Here is a 15,443-nt window from a genome sequence, read left to right as displayed (position 1 = left end):
CTGGTCCACGGAGCCCGCACCGCGCGGCTGGCACTCGGCGCGGGCGTCCTCGACGAGCTGCAGATCCACCTGGTCCCGGTCCTGCTCGGCCAGGGCGAACCGCTCTTCGCCGACATGCCGCCCGACCACATCGAGCTCGAACTGCTCCGCACCGCGGACGGGGCGGGCGTGACCCACCTGCGCTACCGCGTGCGGACGGAGGGCTGAGGCGATGGCGACCATCCGCCTGTACATGACCATGTCCCTGGACGGTTACGTCGCCGGGCCGCAGGACGGCCCGGACGCGCCCATGGGCATCGGCGGCTTCCGGCTCTTCAACTGGCTCGACCGCCGCAACGACCCGGGACCCAGCGGACAGGTGTACCGGGAGGTACTGGCCACCCGCGCCGTCATCTCCGGCCGCCGCACCTACGAGCACGCCGGCCGCTGGCAGGGCGACCATCACGACGGCGTTCCCGTCTTCGTCCTGACCCACGACGTCCCGGACGACCCGCCGCCGGGCAGCGTCCGCTACGTCACGGACGCCGCCGAGTGCGCCGCCCGGGCCCGCGCGGCGGCCGGCGACGCCGACGTGATGGTGCACGGCGCCGGAGCGGCCCGGGCACTGCTGCGGGCAGGCCAGCTCGACGAACTGGAACTGCACGTCGTCCCCGTCCTCCTCGGCCAGGGCCGCCGCCTGTTCGGCGACCTCCCACCCGAACACATCGAACTGGACCCGATCCGCCGCCTGGCCACCCCGCAGGCCGAGGACCCCGCAAAACAGGTCCTGCACCTGCGCTACCGCGTCCAGCCCCAGAACCACACACGCGTTTCTGTGAGTGTCTAGTCCTTTCTACGAGAGATGTTAGAGAGCTTTAGATTTGCCCAGAGGCGTGGCGAGAGAAATATACGGCTCTCTATGGCTGGAGCTAGAGAGGCGTATATCCGGCTGACTGTGCGGTGGCGATGCGGATTTCTACGGTTCTCTAGCTTTTTTGCTAGAGAACTTGATAGAGCCCAAGCGGGCGTCAGGCGGGTTGGGAGCGGAGGAACTTGCCGAAGTGCGGGACCGTGAAGGCGACCATGCCGCGTTCGGCGCTGTAGATGAGGCCCTTCTTGATGAGTCCGTCGCGGGCGGGCGACAGGCTGGACGGTTTGCGGCCCAGCTCGTCGGCGACCGAGGCCGTGGGCACCGGGTCGTCGCCGAGCATGGCCATCGCGCGCATGTAGTCGCGCTCGGCGGGGGTGGCGCGCTCGTAGCGGCTGCCGAAGAAGCCGACCGCGAGTTCGCTCTCCGCCTCGGGGGCGGCGACCTTGATGTCGTCCGCCGTGATCGGGGTGTCGGGGGCGACGTCCCAGACGACCTTCGCGTACGCCTGGACGAAGTAGGGGTAGCCGTCGGCCGCGCCGTACAGGGCGTCGAGGGCGTCCTCGGTGAAGGTGACGTCCTCGCGCTCGGCGGGGGCCATCAGGGCGTGGTCGGCGGACTCCCGGTCGAGCCGGTCGATCCGCGCGTACCGGAACAGCCGCTCGGAGTAGGACTTGCTGGCGGACAGGACGGCCGGCAGGTGCGGCAGGCCCGCGCCCACCACGATCAGCGGCCCGCCGACCTGCGACAGCTCGTGGCACGCGGCGCACAGCGCGGAGACGTCGTCGGCGGGGATGTCCTGCATCTCGTCGACGAACAGGGCGATCCCGACGCCGACGTCGGTCGCGACGGACGCGGCGTCCACGAACAGCTCGGTGAGGTCGATCTCCAGGTCGCCGGAGTCGGCGCGGCCGCGCGCGGCGGGCACGTCGATGCCGGGCTGCCAGCGGTGCGCGCGCGCCTTGGCCTTGCCGGACGGCTCGGGGCCCGACTGGGCGAACGCCTTCAGCACGCCGAGGAACTCCTCGATGCGGTCGGGCGCGCGGTGCCGGGGCGCGAGTTCGCGGACGGCCCGGTGCAGCGCGGAGGCGACCGGGCGCCGGATCGACTGGTCGGGCCGGGCCTCGATCTTGCCCGTCCCCCACAGCCGCTGGATGGCCATCGACCGGAACGCGTTGAGCAGCACGGTCTTGCCCACGCCGCGCAGCCCGATGACGATCATGCTGCGCTCGGGGCGGCCGCGGGCCACGCGTTCGAGCACCACCTCGAACTGCTTGAGCTCGCGGTCGCGGCCGGCCAGCTCGGGAGGGCGCTGCCCGGCGCCCGGGGCATAGGGGTTGCGCACGGGGTCCACGCTGTCGGACTCTATGAGGCGATATAGCTGCGGCCGTAGATTTGCGTAGAAAACGCTGCGGCGTGTCGCCTGCCGCCGCCCGCAGCGCGCCGGGGCCTCATGCCCTCGCGTGGCCGTCGCCACCATGTCGCCTCCCGAGGCGAGCGCGTTCCGAACAAGTCGAACTGCTGTTCGACTGTTCGAACACAGTAGCGCATGCGCCGGGTCGCGTCACGCGAACCGCGACATCGACCCGGCCGCCGTCGAAAAGGCCCGGGGCGGGCCTGTCCGGAGCGGGGTACCGGACAGGACCGCCCGCGGGGGTCAGGCGAGGGACTCGTCGGCGTCGGACCGGTGCGGCACCTTCTCCGCGGGGACGGTGCCCATCCGTCCGGCCTGGAAGTCCTCGAAGGCCTGGATGATCTCGTCACGGGTGTTCATCACGAACGGCCCGTACCGGGCGACCGGCTCGCGGATCGGCAGCCCGCCGAGGATCAGGATCTCCCACCCGTTCGCGCTGGCCGACGGCTGGGCGTCGGCCGCGCGGACGACCAGCCCGTCACCGGTGCCCTTGTTGTGGGTGCCGGCGAACACGGCGAGCTGGCCCTCGTCCAGGCCCACTTCCTCCACGCCGACCGTACCGCGCCCGGAGAGCACGTACACGAGCGCGTTGAACTCCCGCGGCCACGGCAGCGCGAGCCTGGCGCCCGGTGCGACCGTCGCGTGCAGGTAGTTGATCGGCGTGTAGGTGACGCCTGGGCCGTCGTACCCGGCGACCGATCCGGCGATGACGCGCACGAGGGACGAGCCGTCGTCGGCGGCCAGCAGCTTGACGTCGCGGGCCTCGATGTCCTGGTAGCGCGGCGCGACCCACTTCTGGGCGCGCGGCAGGTTCACCCACAGCTGGACGCCGTGGAACAGCCCGCCCTTGTCGACCAGCTCGGGCGGCGGCTGCTCGATGTGCTGGATCCCGGACGCGGCCGTCATCCACTGCGTGGCGCCGTCCGAGATGAGGCCGCCCCCGCCGGTGGTGTCCTGGTGCTGGAACGCGCCGTCGATGATGTAGGTGACCGTCTCGAACCCGCGGTGCGGATGCCACGGGGTGCCCTTCGCCTCGCCGGGCGCGTACTCGACGGCGCCCATGTGGTCGAGGAGCAGGAACGGGTCGGCCAGGGACAGGTCGATGCCCGGGAAGGGGCGCCGGACCTGGAACCCCTCGCCTTCGAGGTGGCGCTGGGCGGTCACGACCTTGGCGACGCGGCGCCAGTCGGTGTCCGCCTGCGGCAGCAGCGGGAGGCGGGGCAGGGTCAGCGGGTCGGCCATCACGGCAGGCATGGGGTTCTCCCTCGTTCGGGTGCCCGTCCCGGCCGGGCGGTGCACTGCTCCCCGGAACGTAGTTGAATCATCAACTATTCCGCCGTACGGGTCCGGCGGCGGGTACTGCTACCGTGAAGATAGCGCGCACTAGTTGAATCTTCAACATATGTTCTATACTTCCCGGTATGAGCGAACCTCGCTGGCTCGACGCCGCCCAGCAGCGCGATTGGCGGGCATACGTGGACGGCAGCGTCCGGCTCACCGAGATGATGGACCGGGACCTCAAGACCAAGCACGGCCTGTCGGTCTCGGAGTACGAGATCCTCGTCCGGCTGTCGGAGGCTCCCGAGCGGCGGCTGCGGATGGCCGAACTCGCCGAGAACGCCAGCCAGTCCCGCAGCCGGCTGTCGCACACCTGCTCCCGCCTCGAGGGCAAGGGCCTGGTCAAGCGCGACAGCTGCCCCAACGACAAGCGCGGCGTCTTCGCCCACCTCACCGACGACGGGTACGCGGCGCTCGAACGCGCCGCCCGCGACCACGTCGAGACCGTCCGGACGTTCTTCATCGACGTCGTCGACCCGGCCGACCTTGAGGCCGTCGGGCGCGCGTTCAGCCTCGTCCTGAAGCGCCTCGGCCCCGCCTGACCGAGCGCGGGCAGGCCGGAGGGGTCAGAGGGGGAACGTCACCCCGGTCAGGAAGCCGACGGACACCAGCGTCAGGAACACCCAGGCGAGCATCATGCCGATGCCGAACGTCCGCCACCGCCCCCCGACCTTCCACACGAGCAGCCCGCCGAGCCCGTACGCCAGCAGCAGCAGCGTGACGAACTGCGGCAGCAGGCTCGGGCGGCGGCTCATCATCAGCGGCGCCCACATCATCACGATGTCGACGAACAGGAACACGCAGAAGCCCGCCGTCAGCGCCTTCACGTCCCGCCCGAGGAACACGCGCGCGCGCTCCACCAGGACCTGCGCCCTGTCCGCGGGCAGCCGCGGCTGCACGGCTCCCTGCTCCACCTCCACACTGTGCGCCACGGCGAAGATCTCGTCTTCGAGGCTGGGGAGGTCGCTCTCCTGAGCTTCCGTCATGCCGGCTCCCTGCGACCGGACGTCACCGGGCGACATGCCCGGCGGTTGAGTCAGCGTCCACGGCCCGTCCGTCCCGGCCCCTATCCGGCGGGCGCGCGTTCAAACGCACGGTAGCGAACCAGTGGTGCCGCACGTACCGCTCCTGACCTGCGTATGCTGCAAAGATGCCAGGTAGAGGGCCGATTTCCAGCGCGTCCATCCTCGCCGCACTGCTCGGGGTGGCGCTCGTGGCGACCGGATGTGGCCGCGGCGACGAGTCCGGTGAGTCGCCGCCCGCCACCCCGCCCACCGCGTCCGGCACGCCGTCGCCGTCGGCGGCCCCGACGAACCAGAGCTTCCAGGCCGCGGTCAAGAAGGTGACCGCCGGCGACCTGAGTGCGTCCTGGCGCAAGGGCTGCCCCGTGGCGCCGTCCGGGCTGCGGATGATCGAGATGACCTACTGGGGGATGGACGACCGGCCGCACACCGGCGGCCGCCTCGTCGTCAACGCCAAGGCGGCCGACGACCTCGTCTCCGTCTTCAAGAAGCTGTACACCATGCGCTACCCGATCGAGCGCATGGAGCCGGTCGACAAGTACGGCGGCAGCGACTTCGACTCGATCGAGGCCAACAACACCTCCGCGTTCAACTGCCGCAACGCGACCGGGTCCGACTCCTTCTCCCAGCACGCCTACGGCCTCGCCGTCGACATCAACCCCTGCCAGAACCCCTACGTCTACGCGAACGGGCGCATCGCCCACAAGGACTGCACGAAGTACAAGAACCGCAAGCTGGACGCGCCGGGCATGATCCACTCCGGCGACAAGGTGGTGAAGGCGTTCGCCTCGATCGGCTGGGGCTGGGGCGGCGAATGGAGCGGCGCCAAGGACTACCAGCATTTCAGCAGCTCGGGCCGGTGACCCCGGCGTCGGCTAGCCGAGCATCATGATCGCGCCGACGAGGACCACGACGACCGCGACCACCGCGACGACGCCGACGATCAGACCGACGTTCGGGCCGGACTTCTGCGGCTGCGCCTGGCTGGCGAAGTTCTGGAACTGGTGCGTCGTGCCGGCCGGATCATTCGGTGTCTGCGACATGCCGAAGAGGGTAACGGATGCCTTCCGCACGAGTCGGCCCCTTTGTAACGTTCGGCGAGTCCCACGGCGAACGTCCCGCATGAGCGGGGTGCACCCTTCCGAGCGGAGAGTGTGGGATTCGAACCCACGAGGACTGTCCCCAGCCCTGGGCGCTTTCAAGGCGCCTGCACTAGTCCACTATGCGAACTCTCCCGGCGGCCGTTCATGCGGCCACCGACCACGATAGCGGTCACCGCGACCTGCCATCGACCGCATATGCGGAGTTCACCCGACCCTGACATCGGCGTGCGCGCGGTCGCAGCCGCACGGCTTGCGTCCGGCGGTGAACGCCATCGTCGCGGTCCCCTGCACCACGCCGGTCTTGCCGCGCCTAGACGCGGTCACCCGCACGGGCAGCCCTGCCAAGGGACGCGCCTCACCACTGAGGGTCACTTGCAGGGCGTCCGGCCCAGCCCAAGTGCAGGGAACCTGCCCACACGAGGGCATCGCCTTCCGTGGAGGGACGGGCAGGGCTGTGCACGGCAGTTCCCCGACGCAGACACGGACGCGCCAGCCGTCGCCCACCAACTGCCCCAAGCCCGACACGGAGACGGTCACCGGCGGCCCGCACGGCGAGCACACCACCTGGCCGGACGAAGAACCCGAGCAGCCCGCGCACAGCGCCAGGACCGCCGCGGCCGGCGCCGACCGCACTCTGCCGATCATGGCCGCTGGGACGCGCCCCGGCCGCCTACGGTTCCTCAGAGGCTCCGTCGGGGACGCGGTAGCCGGGAATGGACGGCCACCGGACCGTCATGACGACCGACTCCTCCTCGGCCTCCCACGAGTGGTCGACGCCCCGGCCCCACACCACGTAGTCGCCCTGCTCGGCGAGGACCACGTGCCGGCCGGGGAACTCCAGCCGGAACCGGCCGCTGATCAGGACGAGCAGCGCGGTGCGCTTCTCGCCGTCCGTCCACTGGGCGCGCCGCTCCCCCTTCGGGTGGACGCCCCACTTGATCTCGACCTCGTCGCTGTGCCGCAGGTCGCCGGGCGCCTTGAAGTGCCCGAGCAGCCACCCCCGGTCCCCGGCCGCGTCCGGCCCCGCCTTCCCCACGTACAAGCCATCGACGTCCGTCACGGAACGTGACCCTACCCGGCCGGTCAGGGCTGGGGCGGGCGCTGGAAGGCGAAGCCGTCGCCGACGACGGCGGCGAGGGTGAGGTACGCCTCGCGCGTCGCGGGGGCGAGCTGCTCCAACTCGACCTCGGCGCCCTCCTCCAGGTGGTCGTCGTAGGGGATGCGGACGACCGCGCGGCAGCGGCTCTCGAAGTGCGCCTGGAGCTTGTCGAGGTCGACCTGGCTGCGGGTCCGGTTGCGGACCATCGACAGGACGACGACGCCGTTGCGGACGAGGTGCCCGTGGTCGTGCGCCTCCAGCCAGTCGAGGGTCGCGCTCGCGGAGCGGGCGCCGTCCACCGATGGGGAGCTGACCAGGACGAGCTGGTCGGCGAGGCTCAGCACGCCCGCCATCGCCGAGTGCAGCAGCCCGGTGCCGCAGTCGGTGATGCAGACCGAGTAGTACTGCTCCAGGACGACGGCGACGGCCGCGTAGTCCTCGGCGGAGAACGCCTCGCTGACCGCCGGGTCGCGGTCGGAGGCGAGGATCTCCAGCCGCGCCTCGTTCTGCGAGGTGAACGCGCGCACGTCCGCATACCGGTGGATGTTGTCGCGGTTGTTGAGCAGGTCGCGGACGGTCGCCGCGGTCTCCAGCCGGACCTTGTCGGAGAGCGTCCCGCGGTCGGGGTTGGCGTCCACCGCGATGACCCGGTCGCCGCGGAAGGAGCCGAGCATGGAGCCGAGGCCGGTGGTGGTGGTCGTCTTGCCGACGCCGCCCTTCAGCGACATGACCGCGACCCGGTGGTGCCCGCCGGCGACGGGGGTGCGGGCCCGCGCGATGAGGTCCTTGCGGCGCAGCTCGCCCTGCGACTCGCCGGGGTGGATGCCGCCCGCGGTCGCCTTGTAGACGGCGCGCCGCCACCCGGAGGACGGTGCGATGCGGCGCTCGCCCAGGAGGTTCTCGGAGCTGAGGCTGTCGGTGTTCTGCGGTTCCTGCTGCGGCGGGGCGGTGTGCCCCGGCGGCATCATCTGGCCCTGTTGCGGGCCCGGGGGCGGGCCGTAGCCCGGGTAGGGCTGCCCGGTGTTCGGGTCGACGGGCACGTACGGCTGGCCGGTGGCGGGGTTGATCTGCTGGTACTGCGCGGGGGCGTTGGGGTCCTGCGCGTACGGCTGCCCGGCGCCGGGGTCGACCGGCAGGTACGGCTGGCCGGTGTTGGGGTCAACCGCCGGGTATGGCTGGCCCGTGTTCGGGTCGACCGCCGCGTACGGCTGGCCCGTGTTGGGATCGACCGCCGCGTACGGCTGACCCGTGTTCGGGTCCACCCCCGGATACGGCTGCCCCGTGGTCGGGTCCACCGCCGGGTACGGCTGCGGGTACTGCGCGGGAGGCGGGGCGTACGGCTGGCCGGCGTTCGGGTCGGGCTGCGGGTACGGCTGCGCGGTGGTCGGGTCGGCCGGCGGGTACGGCTGGGCGGCGCCGTTGGCGTCCTGCGGGTACGGCTGGACGGCGCCCGGCTCCATCATCGGCGGGAACTGCGGGGCGGCGATGTCGGCCGCCAGCGGACGGCCGGTGGCCGGGTCGATCGGCACGTAGGGGCGGCCGGAGTCGTCGGTGTCCTGCGGGTAGGGCTGCCCGGTGGCCGGGTCGACCGGCTGGTACTGCCCGGCGGCGTTCTGCTGCTGCGCGAACTGGTCGGACGGGTACGGCGGCAGCTGGTCGAGGGGCGGGGCGGAGCCGTCGCCCGCGTCGTACGGCGACTGCTGCGGGGGCTGGGGCGGCTGCGGGACCTGCGACGGGTCGTAGACCGGGGCCGGGTAGTACGGCGGCGGGAGCATCCCCCCGTCGAACGGCTGCGGCATCGGGCCGCCCTCGTAGGGCGGCGGCTGCGGGACGGGACCGCCCTCGTAGGGCGGCGGCTGCGGGACGGGACCGCCGTCGTAGGGCGGGGGCTGCGGCGGGCCGAAGTTCTCCGCGCCGAAGCCGGTGCTCTCCGGGGCGCCCTGGAAGGCGGGCGGCGCGGCGAGCCAGGGGTTGCCGTTCTCCGGGACGGGCGGCGGCCCCTGCTGCTCCGGCGCGGGAGGCTGCTGTTCCGGCGCGGTGCCCTGCTGCTCCGGCGCGGCCGGCGGTGGCCCCGGCGCGGCGGGCGGCTCGGGCGCGGCCGGCGGCTCCGGCGGGGCGTTCTCCTGCTGGGCGGGGGCGGACCGCGCCGCCTGCTCACCGTCCCGGGCCGGTTCCGCCGTGTCGCCGCTCATCGCGTCCAGAGAGGCCAGCCGCTCCTCCAGGGAACGCCCGTCGTGCTCGTTCCTCGCCACCGTTTATCCCCCTCGGGCACGCCTCTGATGATCAACACGGTGCAGGTGGGCAAAATGGCCCCCACGCAGGATACCCATCACCCAATACCACGCATCCCGCGCGTAGATCGACCTTGGGGCGGGACTCCGGGGAGGGGGAGCACTCCGCGGCGCGCCCGGTAGCGTGATCGGTATGCATGCGATCGTGATCCGCGAGCCGGGCGCCCCTGACGTCCTGGAGTGGACGCAGGTGCCGGACCCGGAGCCTCAGCCGGGCGAAGTGCTGATCGATGTGGCGGCGAGCGCGGTGAACCGCGCGGACGTCATGCAGCGGCTGGGCTTCTACCCGCCGCCGCCGGGCGCTCCCCCGTACCCGGGGCTGGAGGTGTCCGGCCGGGTCTCGGCCCTGGGCGCCGGCGTCACCGGATTCGCCGCCGGCGACGAGGTGTGCGCGCTGCTCGCCGGGGGAGGGTACGCCGAACGGGTCGCCGTGCCCGCCTCGCAGGTGCTCCCGGTGCCGCGCGGGGTGGACGTCGCGGCCGCCGCCGGACTCCCGGAGGTCGCGTGCACCGTGTGGTCGAACGTGTTCTGGCTGGGCGAGCTGCGCAAGGGCGAGACGCTCCTCGTCCATGGGGGCGGCAGCGGCATCGGGACGTTCGCCATCCAGCTCGCCAAGGCGCGCGGCGCGCGTGTAGTGACGACCGTGGGCAGCGCGGAGAAGGCGGCCCGCTGCCGCGAACTCGGCGCGGACGTCGCCGTGAACTACCGCGAGGACGACTTCGTCGAGAGCGGCCCGTACGACGTGATCCTCGACCTGATCGGCGCCAAGTACCTGGCCCGGAACGTGGAGGCGCTCGCCACCGGCGGACGGCTGATGGTGATCGGCCTCCAGGGCGGCGCCAAGGCGGAGCTGGACCTCGGCAAGCTGCTGCGCAAGCGGGCGCTGGTGCACGCGACGACGCTGCGGGCCCGTCCCCTGGAGGAGAAGGCGGAGATCGTGGCCGGGGTCCGCGAGCACGTGTGGCCGCTGCTGGAGTCGGGGGACGTCCGTCCGGTCATCGACCGGTCCTTCCCCATGGCGGACGCGGCGCGCGCGCACGAGCTGATGGAGGAGAGCGGTCACGTCGGCAAGATTCTGTTGACCGTGTGAGGATGTGATGTTTATGAGCGAGCCTTCGAAGAACCAGTCTGAACAGGAACCGCAGGTCCTCGTGGTCGGCCCCAACGGCATCGCCATGGAGAGCGCCGGCGAGGGCGAGTCCGAGGGCAAGTCGGTCACCGAGATGGTCGAGCAGCCCGCGAAGGTCATGCGGATCGGCGGGATGATCCGGCAGCTCCTGGAGGAGGTCAAGGCGGCCCCGCTGGACGAGGCGAGCCGGGCCCGGCTGCGGGAGATCCACAAGTCGTCCATCAAGGAGCTGGAGGACGGCCTCGCCCCCGAGCTGGTCGAGGAGCTGGAGCGGCTGTCGCTGCCGTTCGCCGAGGGATCGGTGCCGAGCGAGGGCGAGCTGCGGATCGCGCAGGCGCAGCTCGTCGGCTGGCTGGAGGGGCTGTTCCACGGCATCCAGACGACGCTGTTCGCGCAGCAGATGGCGGCGCGGGCGCAGCTGGAGCAGATGCGCCGCGCGCTGCCCGCCGGCATGGTGCCCCCCGGCGAGGAGGAGCCGCAGTCCCGGCCGCGCTCGTCCGGCCCCTACCTGTAGGACGCCCCCGGCCGCACCCTCCGGCGAGGGTGCGGCCGCCCACTACGGGAAGAGGCGCTCCAGGACCTCGGCCACGCCGTCGTCGTCGTTGCGGGACGTCGTGTGCGTCACCGCGGCCCGCACCAGCGGGTGCGCGTTGCCGACGCCGTAGGACGTGCCCGCCCAGGTGAGCATCGGCAGGTCGTTGGGCATGTCGCCGAACGCCACGACGTCGGCGGCGGCGAACCCGTGCTCGGTGCACAGCGCCGCGAGCGCGCTGGCCTTGGTGACGCCGAGCGCGCTCATCTCCAGCAGGCCCCGCCCGGACGAGTGCGTCACCGTGACGATGTCGCCCACCGCCTGCACCGCCTTCTCCGAGAGCGTGTCGGGGTCGGCGTCCGGGTGGAAGGCGAGCAGCTTGGTGCCCGGCCGGGTGACCAGCTCGGCGGCGTCCACGCGGCGGCCGCCGAGCGCCTCCACGTCCCAGCGGCCGAGGTGGTAGCTGGTCTCGAAGTAGAACCCGGCCGGGTGCTCCACCGCGAACTGCAGTTCGGGCGCGATGCCGCGCAGCCGCCCGACCGCCTCCGCGATCACCTCCGGCGGGATCTCCCGCGCCTCCAGGACGGTCTCGGTGTGCAGGTCGTAGACGACGGCGCCGTTCGCGCAGATCGCGACGCCGTGGTGGTCGACGGCCGCGGCGACGTCGGTCATCCAGCGCGGCGGCCGCCCCGTGACCATGACGAGCATCGCCCCGGCCCGCTCTACCCGGGCCAGGGCGTCGACGGTGCGGGCGGAGATCGTGCCGTCGGAGCGCACGATCGTGCCGTCGAGGTCGGTCGCGATCACGCGCGGCGAAGACTGGCTCATGTCACCTTCCAGGGCAGATGCCACAAACCATAGGCGACGCCACCGACGCCGGGCGGCCGAGGGTCAGCGCTTGAGCGGCTCCAGGACGTCCTGCCCGAGGAACTTGCGCAGCGCCTCCGGCACCCGCACCGACCCGTCGGCCTGCTGGTGGTTCTCCAGGATCGCGACCATCCACCGGGTCGTCGCCAGCGTGCCGTTCAGCGTCGCGACCGGCTGGTTCTTGCCGTCCGCGTCGCGGTACCGGACGGACAGCCGCCGCGCCTGGAACTCCGTGCAGTTGGACGTCGAGGTGACCTCGCGGTACGTCTGCTGCGTCGGCACCCACGCCTCGCAGTCGTACTTGCGGGCCGCGCTGGAGCCGAGGTCGCCCGCCGCGACGTCGATCACCCGGTACGGGAGCTCGACCTTCGCGAGCATCTCCTTCTCCCAGTCCAGCAGCCGCAGGTGCTCGGCGTGGGAGTCGGCCGGGTCGCAGTAGGAGAACATCTCCACCTTGTCGAACTGGTGGACGCGGATGATGCCGCGCGTGTCCTTGCCGTAGGAGCCGGCCTCGCGGCGGAAGCACGACGACCACGCCACGTACCGCCGCGGCAGCTCGTCGACGATCTCGTTCATGTGGTACGCGGCGAGCGGGACCTCCGACGTCCCGACCAGGTACAGGTCGTCGTCCGGGAGCCGGTACACCTCGGCGGCGTGCGCGCCGAGGAACCCGGTGCCCTCCATCGCCTCCGGCTTCACCAGCACCGGCGGGTACATCGGCGTGAACCCGTTCGCGACGGCCGTCTCCATGGCGAGGTTCAGCAGCGCGTACTGGAGCCGCGCGCCGACGCCCGTCAGGTAGTAGAACCGCGCGCCGGACACCTTCGCGCCGCGCTCCATGTCGATGGCGCCGAGGCTCTCGCCGAGCTCCAGATGGTCCTTCGGCTCGAAGTCGAACGCGGGCGGCTCGCCGACGTGCTCCAGGACGACGAAGTCCTGCTCGCCGCCGGGCGGGGCGCCCTCCTCGATGAGGTTCGGGACGCCCTTCAGCAGGGCGTCGAGTTCCGTGCCGAGCCGGTCGGCCTCCGCCTCCCGCTCCTTGACCTGCTGCGCCAGCTCCTTCGCGCGGACGAGCAGCGCGTCGCGCTCCTCGCCCTTGGCCTTGGACACCGACTTGCCGAAACTCTTCTGCTCCGCCCTGAGCTGCTCGAACGAGGTCAGCGCGGAGCGGCGCCTCCCGTCCAGGTCGAGCAGCCGGTCGACGACGGCGTCATCCTCACCGCGGGCGCGCTGCGACGCGCGCAGCCGCTCCGGATCCTCTCGAAGAGCTCGCAGGTCAATCACAGACCCGAGGCTACCGTTACGGACCCCGCGCCCGCGCGCGCATAACCGCGCTTCTACCGGACGCCGCTCGCGAGCAGGGCGTGCGCGGGCAGCGCGACCTTGCCGCCGTCCACCCCGTAGTCGGCGATGATCGTGTCGTAGGCGTCCTTGATCCGGGCGACGGTCTCCGCGTCCTGCCGCCCGACGATGACGCCGTTGGTGCCGACCCCGGACAGCGCGCCCGTCTCCCACCACTCCTCGGGGTCGACGACGTGCTCCCAGGTCACCTCCTCGACCGCGACCTCGGCGATGCCGGCCTCCGTGACCAGCCGCCGGAACGGCGCCGCCTCCCCGTACTCCATGAACGGCGACTGCGGGATGTCGTCCGGCCACGGCACCCCGGCCTGCTCGATCGCCTCCCGGACGATGCCGAGGGCCCCGCTGCCAGGCATCACCCAGCAGCTCAGCGCGAGCCGCCCGCCCGGCCGCAGCACCCGCCGCAGCTCGGCGATCGCAACGCCTGGGTCGCTCACGTGGTTGATGACGCAGTTGCCGGCGACCGCGTCGAACGTCCCGTCGGCGAACGGCACGTCCGGCAGGACGGCGACCCGCACGTCCAGCCCGGGGACGTTCCGCCCTGCCGCCTCCGCCATGCTCGCCTCGGCGTCCACCGCCGACACCTCGGCGCCCCGCCGGGTCGCCTCCAGCGCGACGAACCCGGGGCCCGTCCCGACGTCGAGGAACCGCGTCCCGCCGGTCACCCCGGCCGCGTCGAGCAGCGGACCGGCCAGGTAACGGGTGAGCCGGGCGAAGCCCCGCTCGTACGCGGGGCCCCGCCCGGCCCACAGTTCCCGCTCGTAAAGATCGAAGTCCTTGGCCACCAGGGCAGCCTACGTCAGCGCACGTCCACGTAGTCGTCCCGATACGTCTTGATGTAACTGGACGTCGCCGAGGTGTAAGCGCGCCAGGTGCCGTCCTTGGTCGCCTTGAACCCCTTACGGAAGCGGCCGTACTTGTCGGCCTTCTGGGACCCCATGTACGTCCACTTGGACGACCCCTTCGGCAGGAAGTAGAACGCGATCGTCTTCGAGCCGTAGGGCTTCCACCGGTCGGTCTCCCGGTAGAGGGCCCCCATCACGGTGACGGTGCCGCCCTTCCGCACCGGCTCCGGAGCCGCGTTGAAGTCGAGGATCTTCGTCCGGTAGCGGACGTCCACGTAGTCGGTTCCGCCGACGGACGGCTCGGCGTAGTCCCCGCGCGGGACCACCGCGCGCCAGTACCCGTCCCGGTCCGCGCGCCCCTCGAAGCGGAACGTGCCGTCGCCGTTCACCCCCACGGCGGCCTTGGTGCTCCACTTCTTCCGGTCGGTGGAGAACTGGAGTTGCGCGGTCGCGTTCGAGGCCGCGCCGACCCAGCGGCCGTCGGCCAGCCGGTTCATCACGCGCCCGCTCCCCGTGACCATGTTGCCCCGGCCGACCGGCTCGGGCGCCGCGTTGAAGCCGGTGACGGACGTCCGGTACGCGACGGGCCGGTTGGTCGTGTACGCGCTCGACATCAAGTAGCCGTAGTAGTCGTCGGGAAGGGTCTGCGGCTCGTTGGCGAAGGTGACGCTCCAGGCACCGGGCTCCGTCACGGTGACCTTCGCCGTGTAACCGCCGTCGGCGCCGGTCACGGGCCTGCCGACGACGCTCCAGTCGCCGCTCTTCGTCGCGTTGAAGCTCAGGCTGAGCTGCTTGCCCGCGAGCGGCGCCCAGACGCCGGCGCGGTCCCTGCGCTCCAGCCGCCCGGTCACGGTGACCTGGTCGCCCACGATGAGGCGGGCGGGCATGGCCAGCGAGAGGCGGGTTTGGAGGCGCACCTTCGCGATCGGGATCTCCGCGCTCTTCGCGGGCCGGTACAGGAACCCGCCGCCGTAGGTGAGCTGCGCGTCGGCCGTCGTGACGACGTCGCCGGTCCCCTGCACCCGGCCGTCCGCCCCGGTGACCACCGTGGGCGCCGGCCCGGCCGCGCCGTTGAGACGCAGGGTGGCGCCCTCCACGGGGGCGAGTGCCCCGTCGGCGCCACGGCTCATCAGCCGGCCGCCGAAGGCGACCTCGGGGTGCTCGACGTCGACGATCCGCGGCGTGACGTCGAAGTCGGTGATCACCGTGTCGAGGCCGTTGTCGATGGTGGCGCGCTGCCGGAACACGGTCGTCACGTCCGCGTTGGCCAGCTCGACGTCGACCCACCAGCGGCCCTGCTCGACCGCGACCGCGGACCTCGTCCGCCACACGCCGTTCGCGGCGGTGCCCTCGACGAGTTCGAAGTCGTCCACGGTGAGCGGCTCCGCGGTGCCGCCGGAGTACGGCCGCACGACGGCGCGCACCTTCGTGATGTCGACGGACGAGTCGGCCGCGACCTCGATCTTCGTCGTCCCGCCGGGCGACAGGACGCGGGTCTCCCGCACCCGCAGGTACGCCCCCGCGGCCGCGGGGGCGGCGGCGAGGGAGAGCGTCACGACGACGGCCGTGACCAAGGCGAGCAGTCGGCGCACCGCGC

The 15,443-nt window shown here is 72.1% G+C and carries 17 protein-coding genes and 1 tRNA gene; 6 read left to right on the top strand and 12 right to left on the bottom strand.

The features are described from left to right. A partial coding sequence (locus AB0K34_RS17220) for a dihydrofolate reductase family protein (RefSeq protein WP_364549612.1) occupies positions 1–207 on the top strand: 207 nt, incomplete at its 5' end. A 4-nt stretch (positions 208–211) separates the two neighbouring features. Continuing rightward, on the top strand, positions 212–826 hold the full coding sequence (locus AB0K34_RS17215) for a dihydrofolate reductase family protein (protein WP_138636992.1): 615 nt from the start codon (positions 212–214) through the stop codon (positions 824–826). A gap of 181 nt (positions 827–1,007) precedes the next feature. Here AB0K34_RS17215 and AB0K34_RS17210 read toward each other — a convergent pair whose 3' ends face one another. Beyond that, on the bottom strand, positions 1,008–2,201 hold the full coding sequence (locus AB0K34_RS17210; RefSeq protein WP_138636993.1) for an ATP-binding protein: 1,194 nt from the start codon (positions 2,199–2,201) through the stop codon (positions 1,008–1,010). A 303-nt stretch (positions 2,202–2,504) separates the two neighbouring features. Beyond that, positions 2,505–3,515 (bottom strand): pirin family protein, encoded by a 1,011-nt coding sequence (locus AB0K34_RS17205; RefSeq protein WP_138636994.1) that lies wholly within the window; start codon positions 3,513–3,515, stop codon positions 2,505–2,507. Between the two features lie 167 nt (positions 3,516–3,682). Here AB0K34_RS17205 and AB0K34_RS17200 point away from each other — a divergent pair, with 167 nt between their 5' ends. After that, entirely contained in the window at positions 3,683–4,141 is a 459-nt protein-coding gene (locus AB0K34_RS17200) for a MarR family transcriptional regulator (protein WP_138636995.1), read from the top strand. A 24-nt stretch (positions 4,142–4,165) separates the two neighbouring features. Here AB0K34_RS17200 and AB0K34_RS17195 read toward each other — a convergent pair whose 3' ends face one another. Beyond that, positions 4,166–4,585: a hypothetical protein gene (locus tag AB0K34_RS17195; protein ID WP_138636996.1), complete on the bottom strand. Its 420-nt coding sequence runs from the start codon at positions 4,583–4,585 to the stop codon at positions 4,166–4,168. A gap of 164 nt (positions 4,586–4,749) precedes the next feature. On the opposite strand from AB0K34_RS17195, the gene AB0K34_RS17190 reads away from it, so the two are divergent. Next, positions 4,750–5,484 carry a M15 family metallopeptidase gene (locus AB0K34_RS17190; RefSeq protein WP_364549607.1) on the top strand — a complete coding sequence of 245 codons (735 nt, stop codon included), beginning with the start codon at positions 4,750–4,752 and terminating at the stop codon, positions 5,482–5,484. Positions 5,485–5,496: 12 nt separating this feature from the next. Here the strand turns inward: AB0K34_RS17190 and AB0K34_RS17185 are convergent, their stop codons facing one another. The 5 genes from AB0K34_RS17185 to AB0K34_RS17165 form a co-directional block, all read right to left on the bottom strand. Beyond that, positions 5,497–5,664, bottom strand: a complete 168-nt coding sequence (locus AB0K34_RS17185; RefSeq protein ID WP_171069037.1) for a hypothetical protein — start codon at positions 5,662–5,664, stop codon at positions 5,497–5,499. Between the two features lie 103 nt (positions 5,665–5,767). Beyond that, positions 5,768–5,856 (bottom strand) — tRNA-Ser (locus AB0K34_RS17180). A 72-nt stretch (positions 5,857–5,928) separates the two neighbouring features. Further along, on the bottom strand, positions 5,929–6,069 hold the full coding sequence (locus AB0K34_RS17175) for a hypothetical protein (protein ID WP_364549604.1): 141 nt from the start codon (positions 6,067–6,069) through the stop codon (positions 5,929–5,931). A 325-nt stretch (positions 6,070–6,394) separates the two neighbouring features. After that, positions 6,395–6,784, bottom strand: a complete 390-nt coding sequence (locus tag AB0K34_RS17170) for a signal peptidase I (protein ID WP_364549601.1) — start codon at positions 6,782–6,784, stop codon at positions 6,395–6,397. A gap of 23 nt (positions 6,785–6,807) precedes the next feature. Next, positions 6,808–9,075, bottom strand: a complete 2,268-nt coding sequence (locus AB0K34_RS17165) for an AAA family ATPase (RefSeq protein WP_364549599.1) — start codon at positions 9,073–9,075, stop codon at positions 6,808–6,810. 172 nt (positions 9,076–9,247) lie between these two features. Between AB0K34_RS17165 and AB0K34_RS17160 the strand changes: the two genes are divergently transcribed. Together AB0K34_RS17160 and AB0K34_RS17155 are read left to right on the top strand one after the other, a co-directional pair. Continuing rightward, positions 9,248–10,204, top strand: a complete 957-nt coding sequence (locus AB0K34_RS17160) for an NAD(P)H-quinone oxidoreductase (protein ID WP_364549596.1) — start codon at positions 9,248–9,250, stop codon at positions 10,202–10,204. A 13-nt stretch (positions 10,205–10,217) separates the two neighbouring features. Next, entirely contained in the window at positions 10,218–10,757 is a 540-nt protein-coding gene (locus tag AB0K34_RS17155) for a bacterial proteasome activator family protein (protein ID WP_138636677.1), read from the top strand. Positions 10,758–10,799: 42 nt separating this feature from the next. On the opposite strand, the gene AB0K34_RS17150 is transcribed toward AB0K34_RS17155, so the two are convergent. The 4 genes from AB0K34_RS17150 to AB0K34_RS17135 all read right to left on the bottom strand — a co-directional run bounded on the left by AB0K34_RS17150 (position 10,800) and on the right by AB0K34_RS17135 (position 15,438). Next, complete coding sequence (locus AB0K34_RS17150) at positions 10,800–11,603, bottom strand: Cof-type HAD-IIB family hydrolase (protein WP_364549593.1); 804 nt, start codon at positions 11,601–11,603, stop codon at positions 10,800–10,802. 63 nt (positions 11,604–11,666) lie between these two features. Next, the gene (gene serS, locus AB0K34_RS17145) at positions 11,667–12,926 is read right to left on the bottom strand and encodes a serine--tRNA ligase (protein ID WP_364549590.1); all 1,260 of its coding nucleotides are present in this window, start codon (positions 12,924–12,926) and stop codon (positions 11,667–11,669) included. A gap of 53 nt (positions 12,927–12,979) precedes the next feature. Further along, positions 12,980–13,786 (bottom strand): class I SAM-dependent methyltransferase, encoded by an 807-nt coding sequence (locus AB0K34_RS17140; protein ID WP_364549589.1) that lies wholly within the window; start codon positions 13,784–13,786, stop codon positions 12,980–12,982. 14 nt (positions 13,787–13,800) lie between these two features. Then, complete coding sequence (locus tag AB0K34_RS17135) at positions 13,801–15,438, bottom strand: hypothetical protein (RefSeq protein WP_364549586.1); 1,638 nt, start codon at positions 15,436–15,438, stop codon at positions 13,801–13,803. Between the last annotated feature and the right edge of the window lie 5 nt (positions 15,439–15,443).

Origin of the sequence: Actinomadura sp. NPDC049382 (genome assembly GCF_040677125.1) — a bacterium.
Lineage (GTDB): Bacteria > Actinomycetota > Actinomycetes > Streptosporangiales > Streptosporangiaceae > Spirillospora > Spirillospora geliboluensis.
This window is presented reverse-complemented; position numbering and strand designations above follow the sequence as displayed.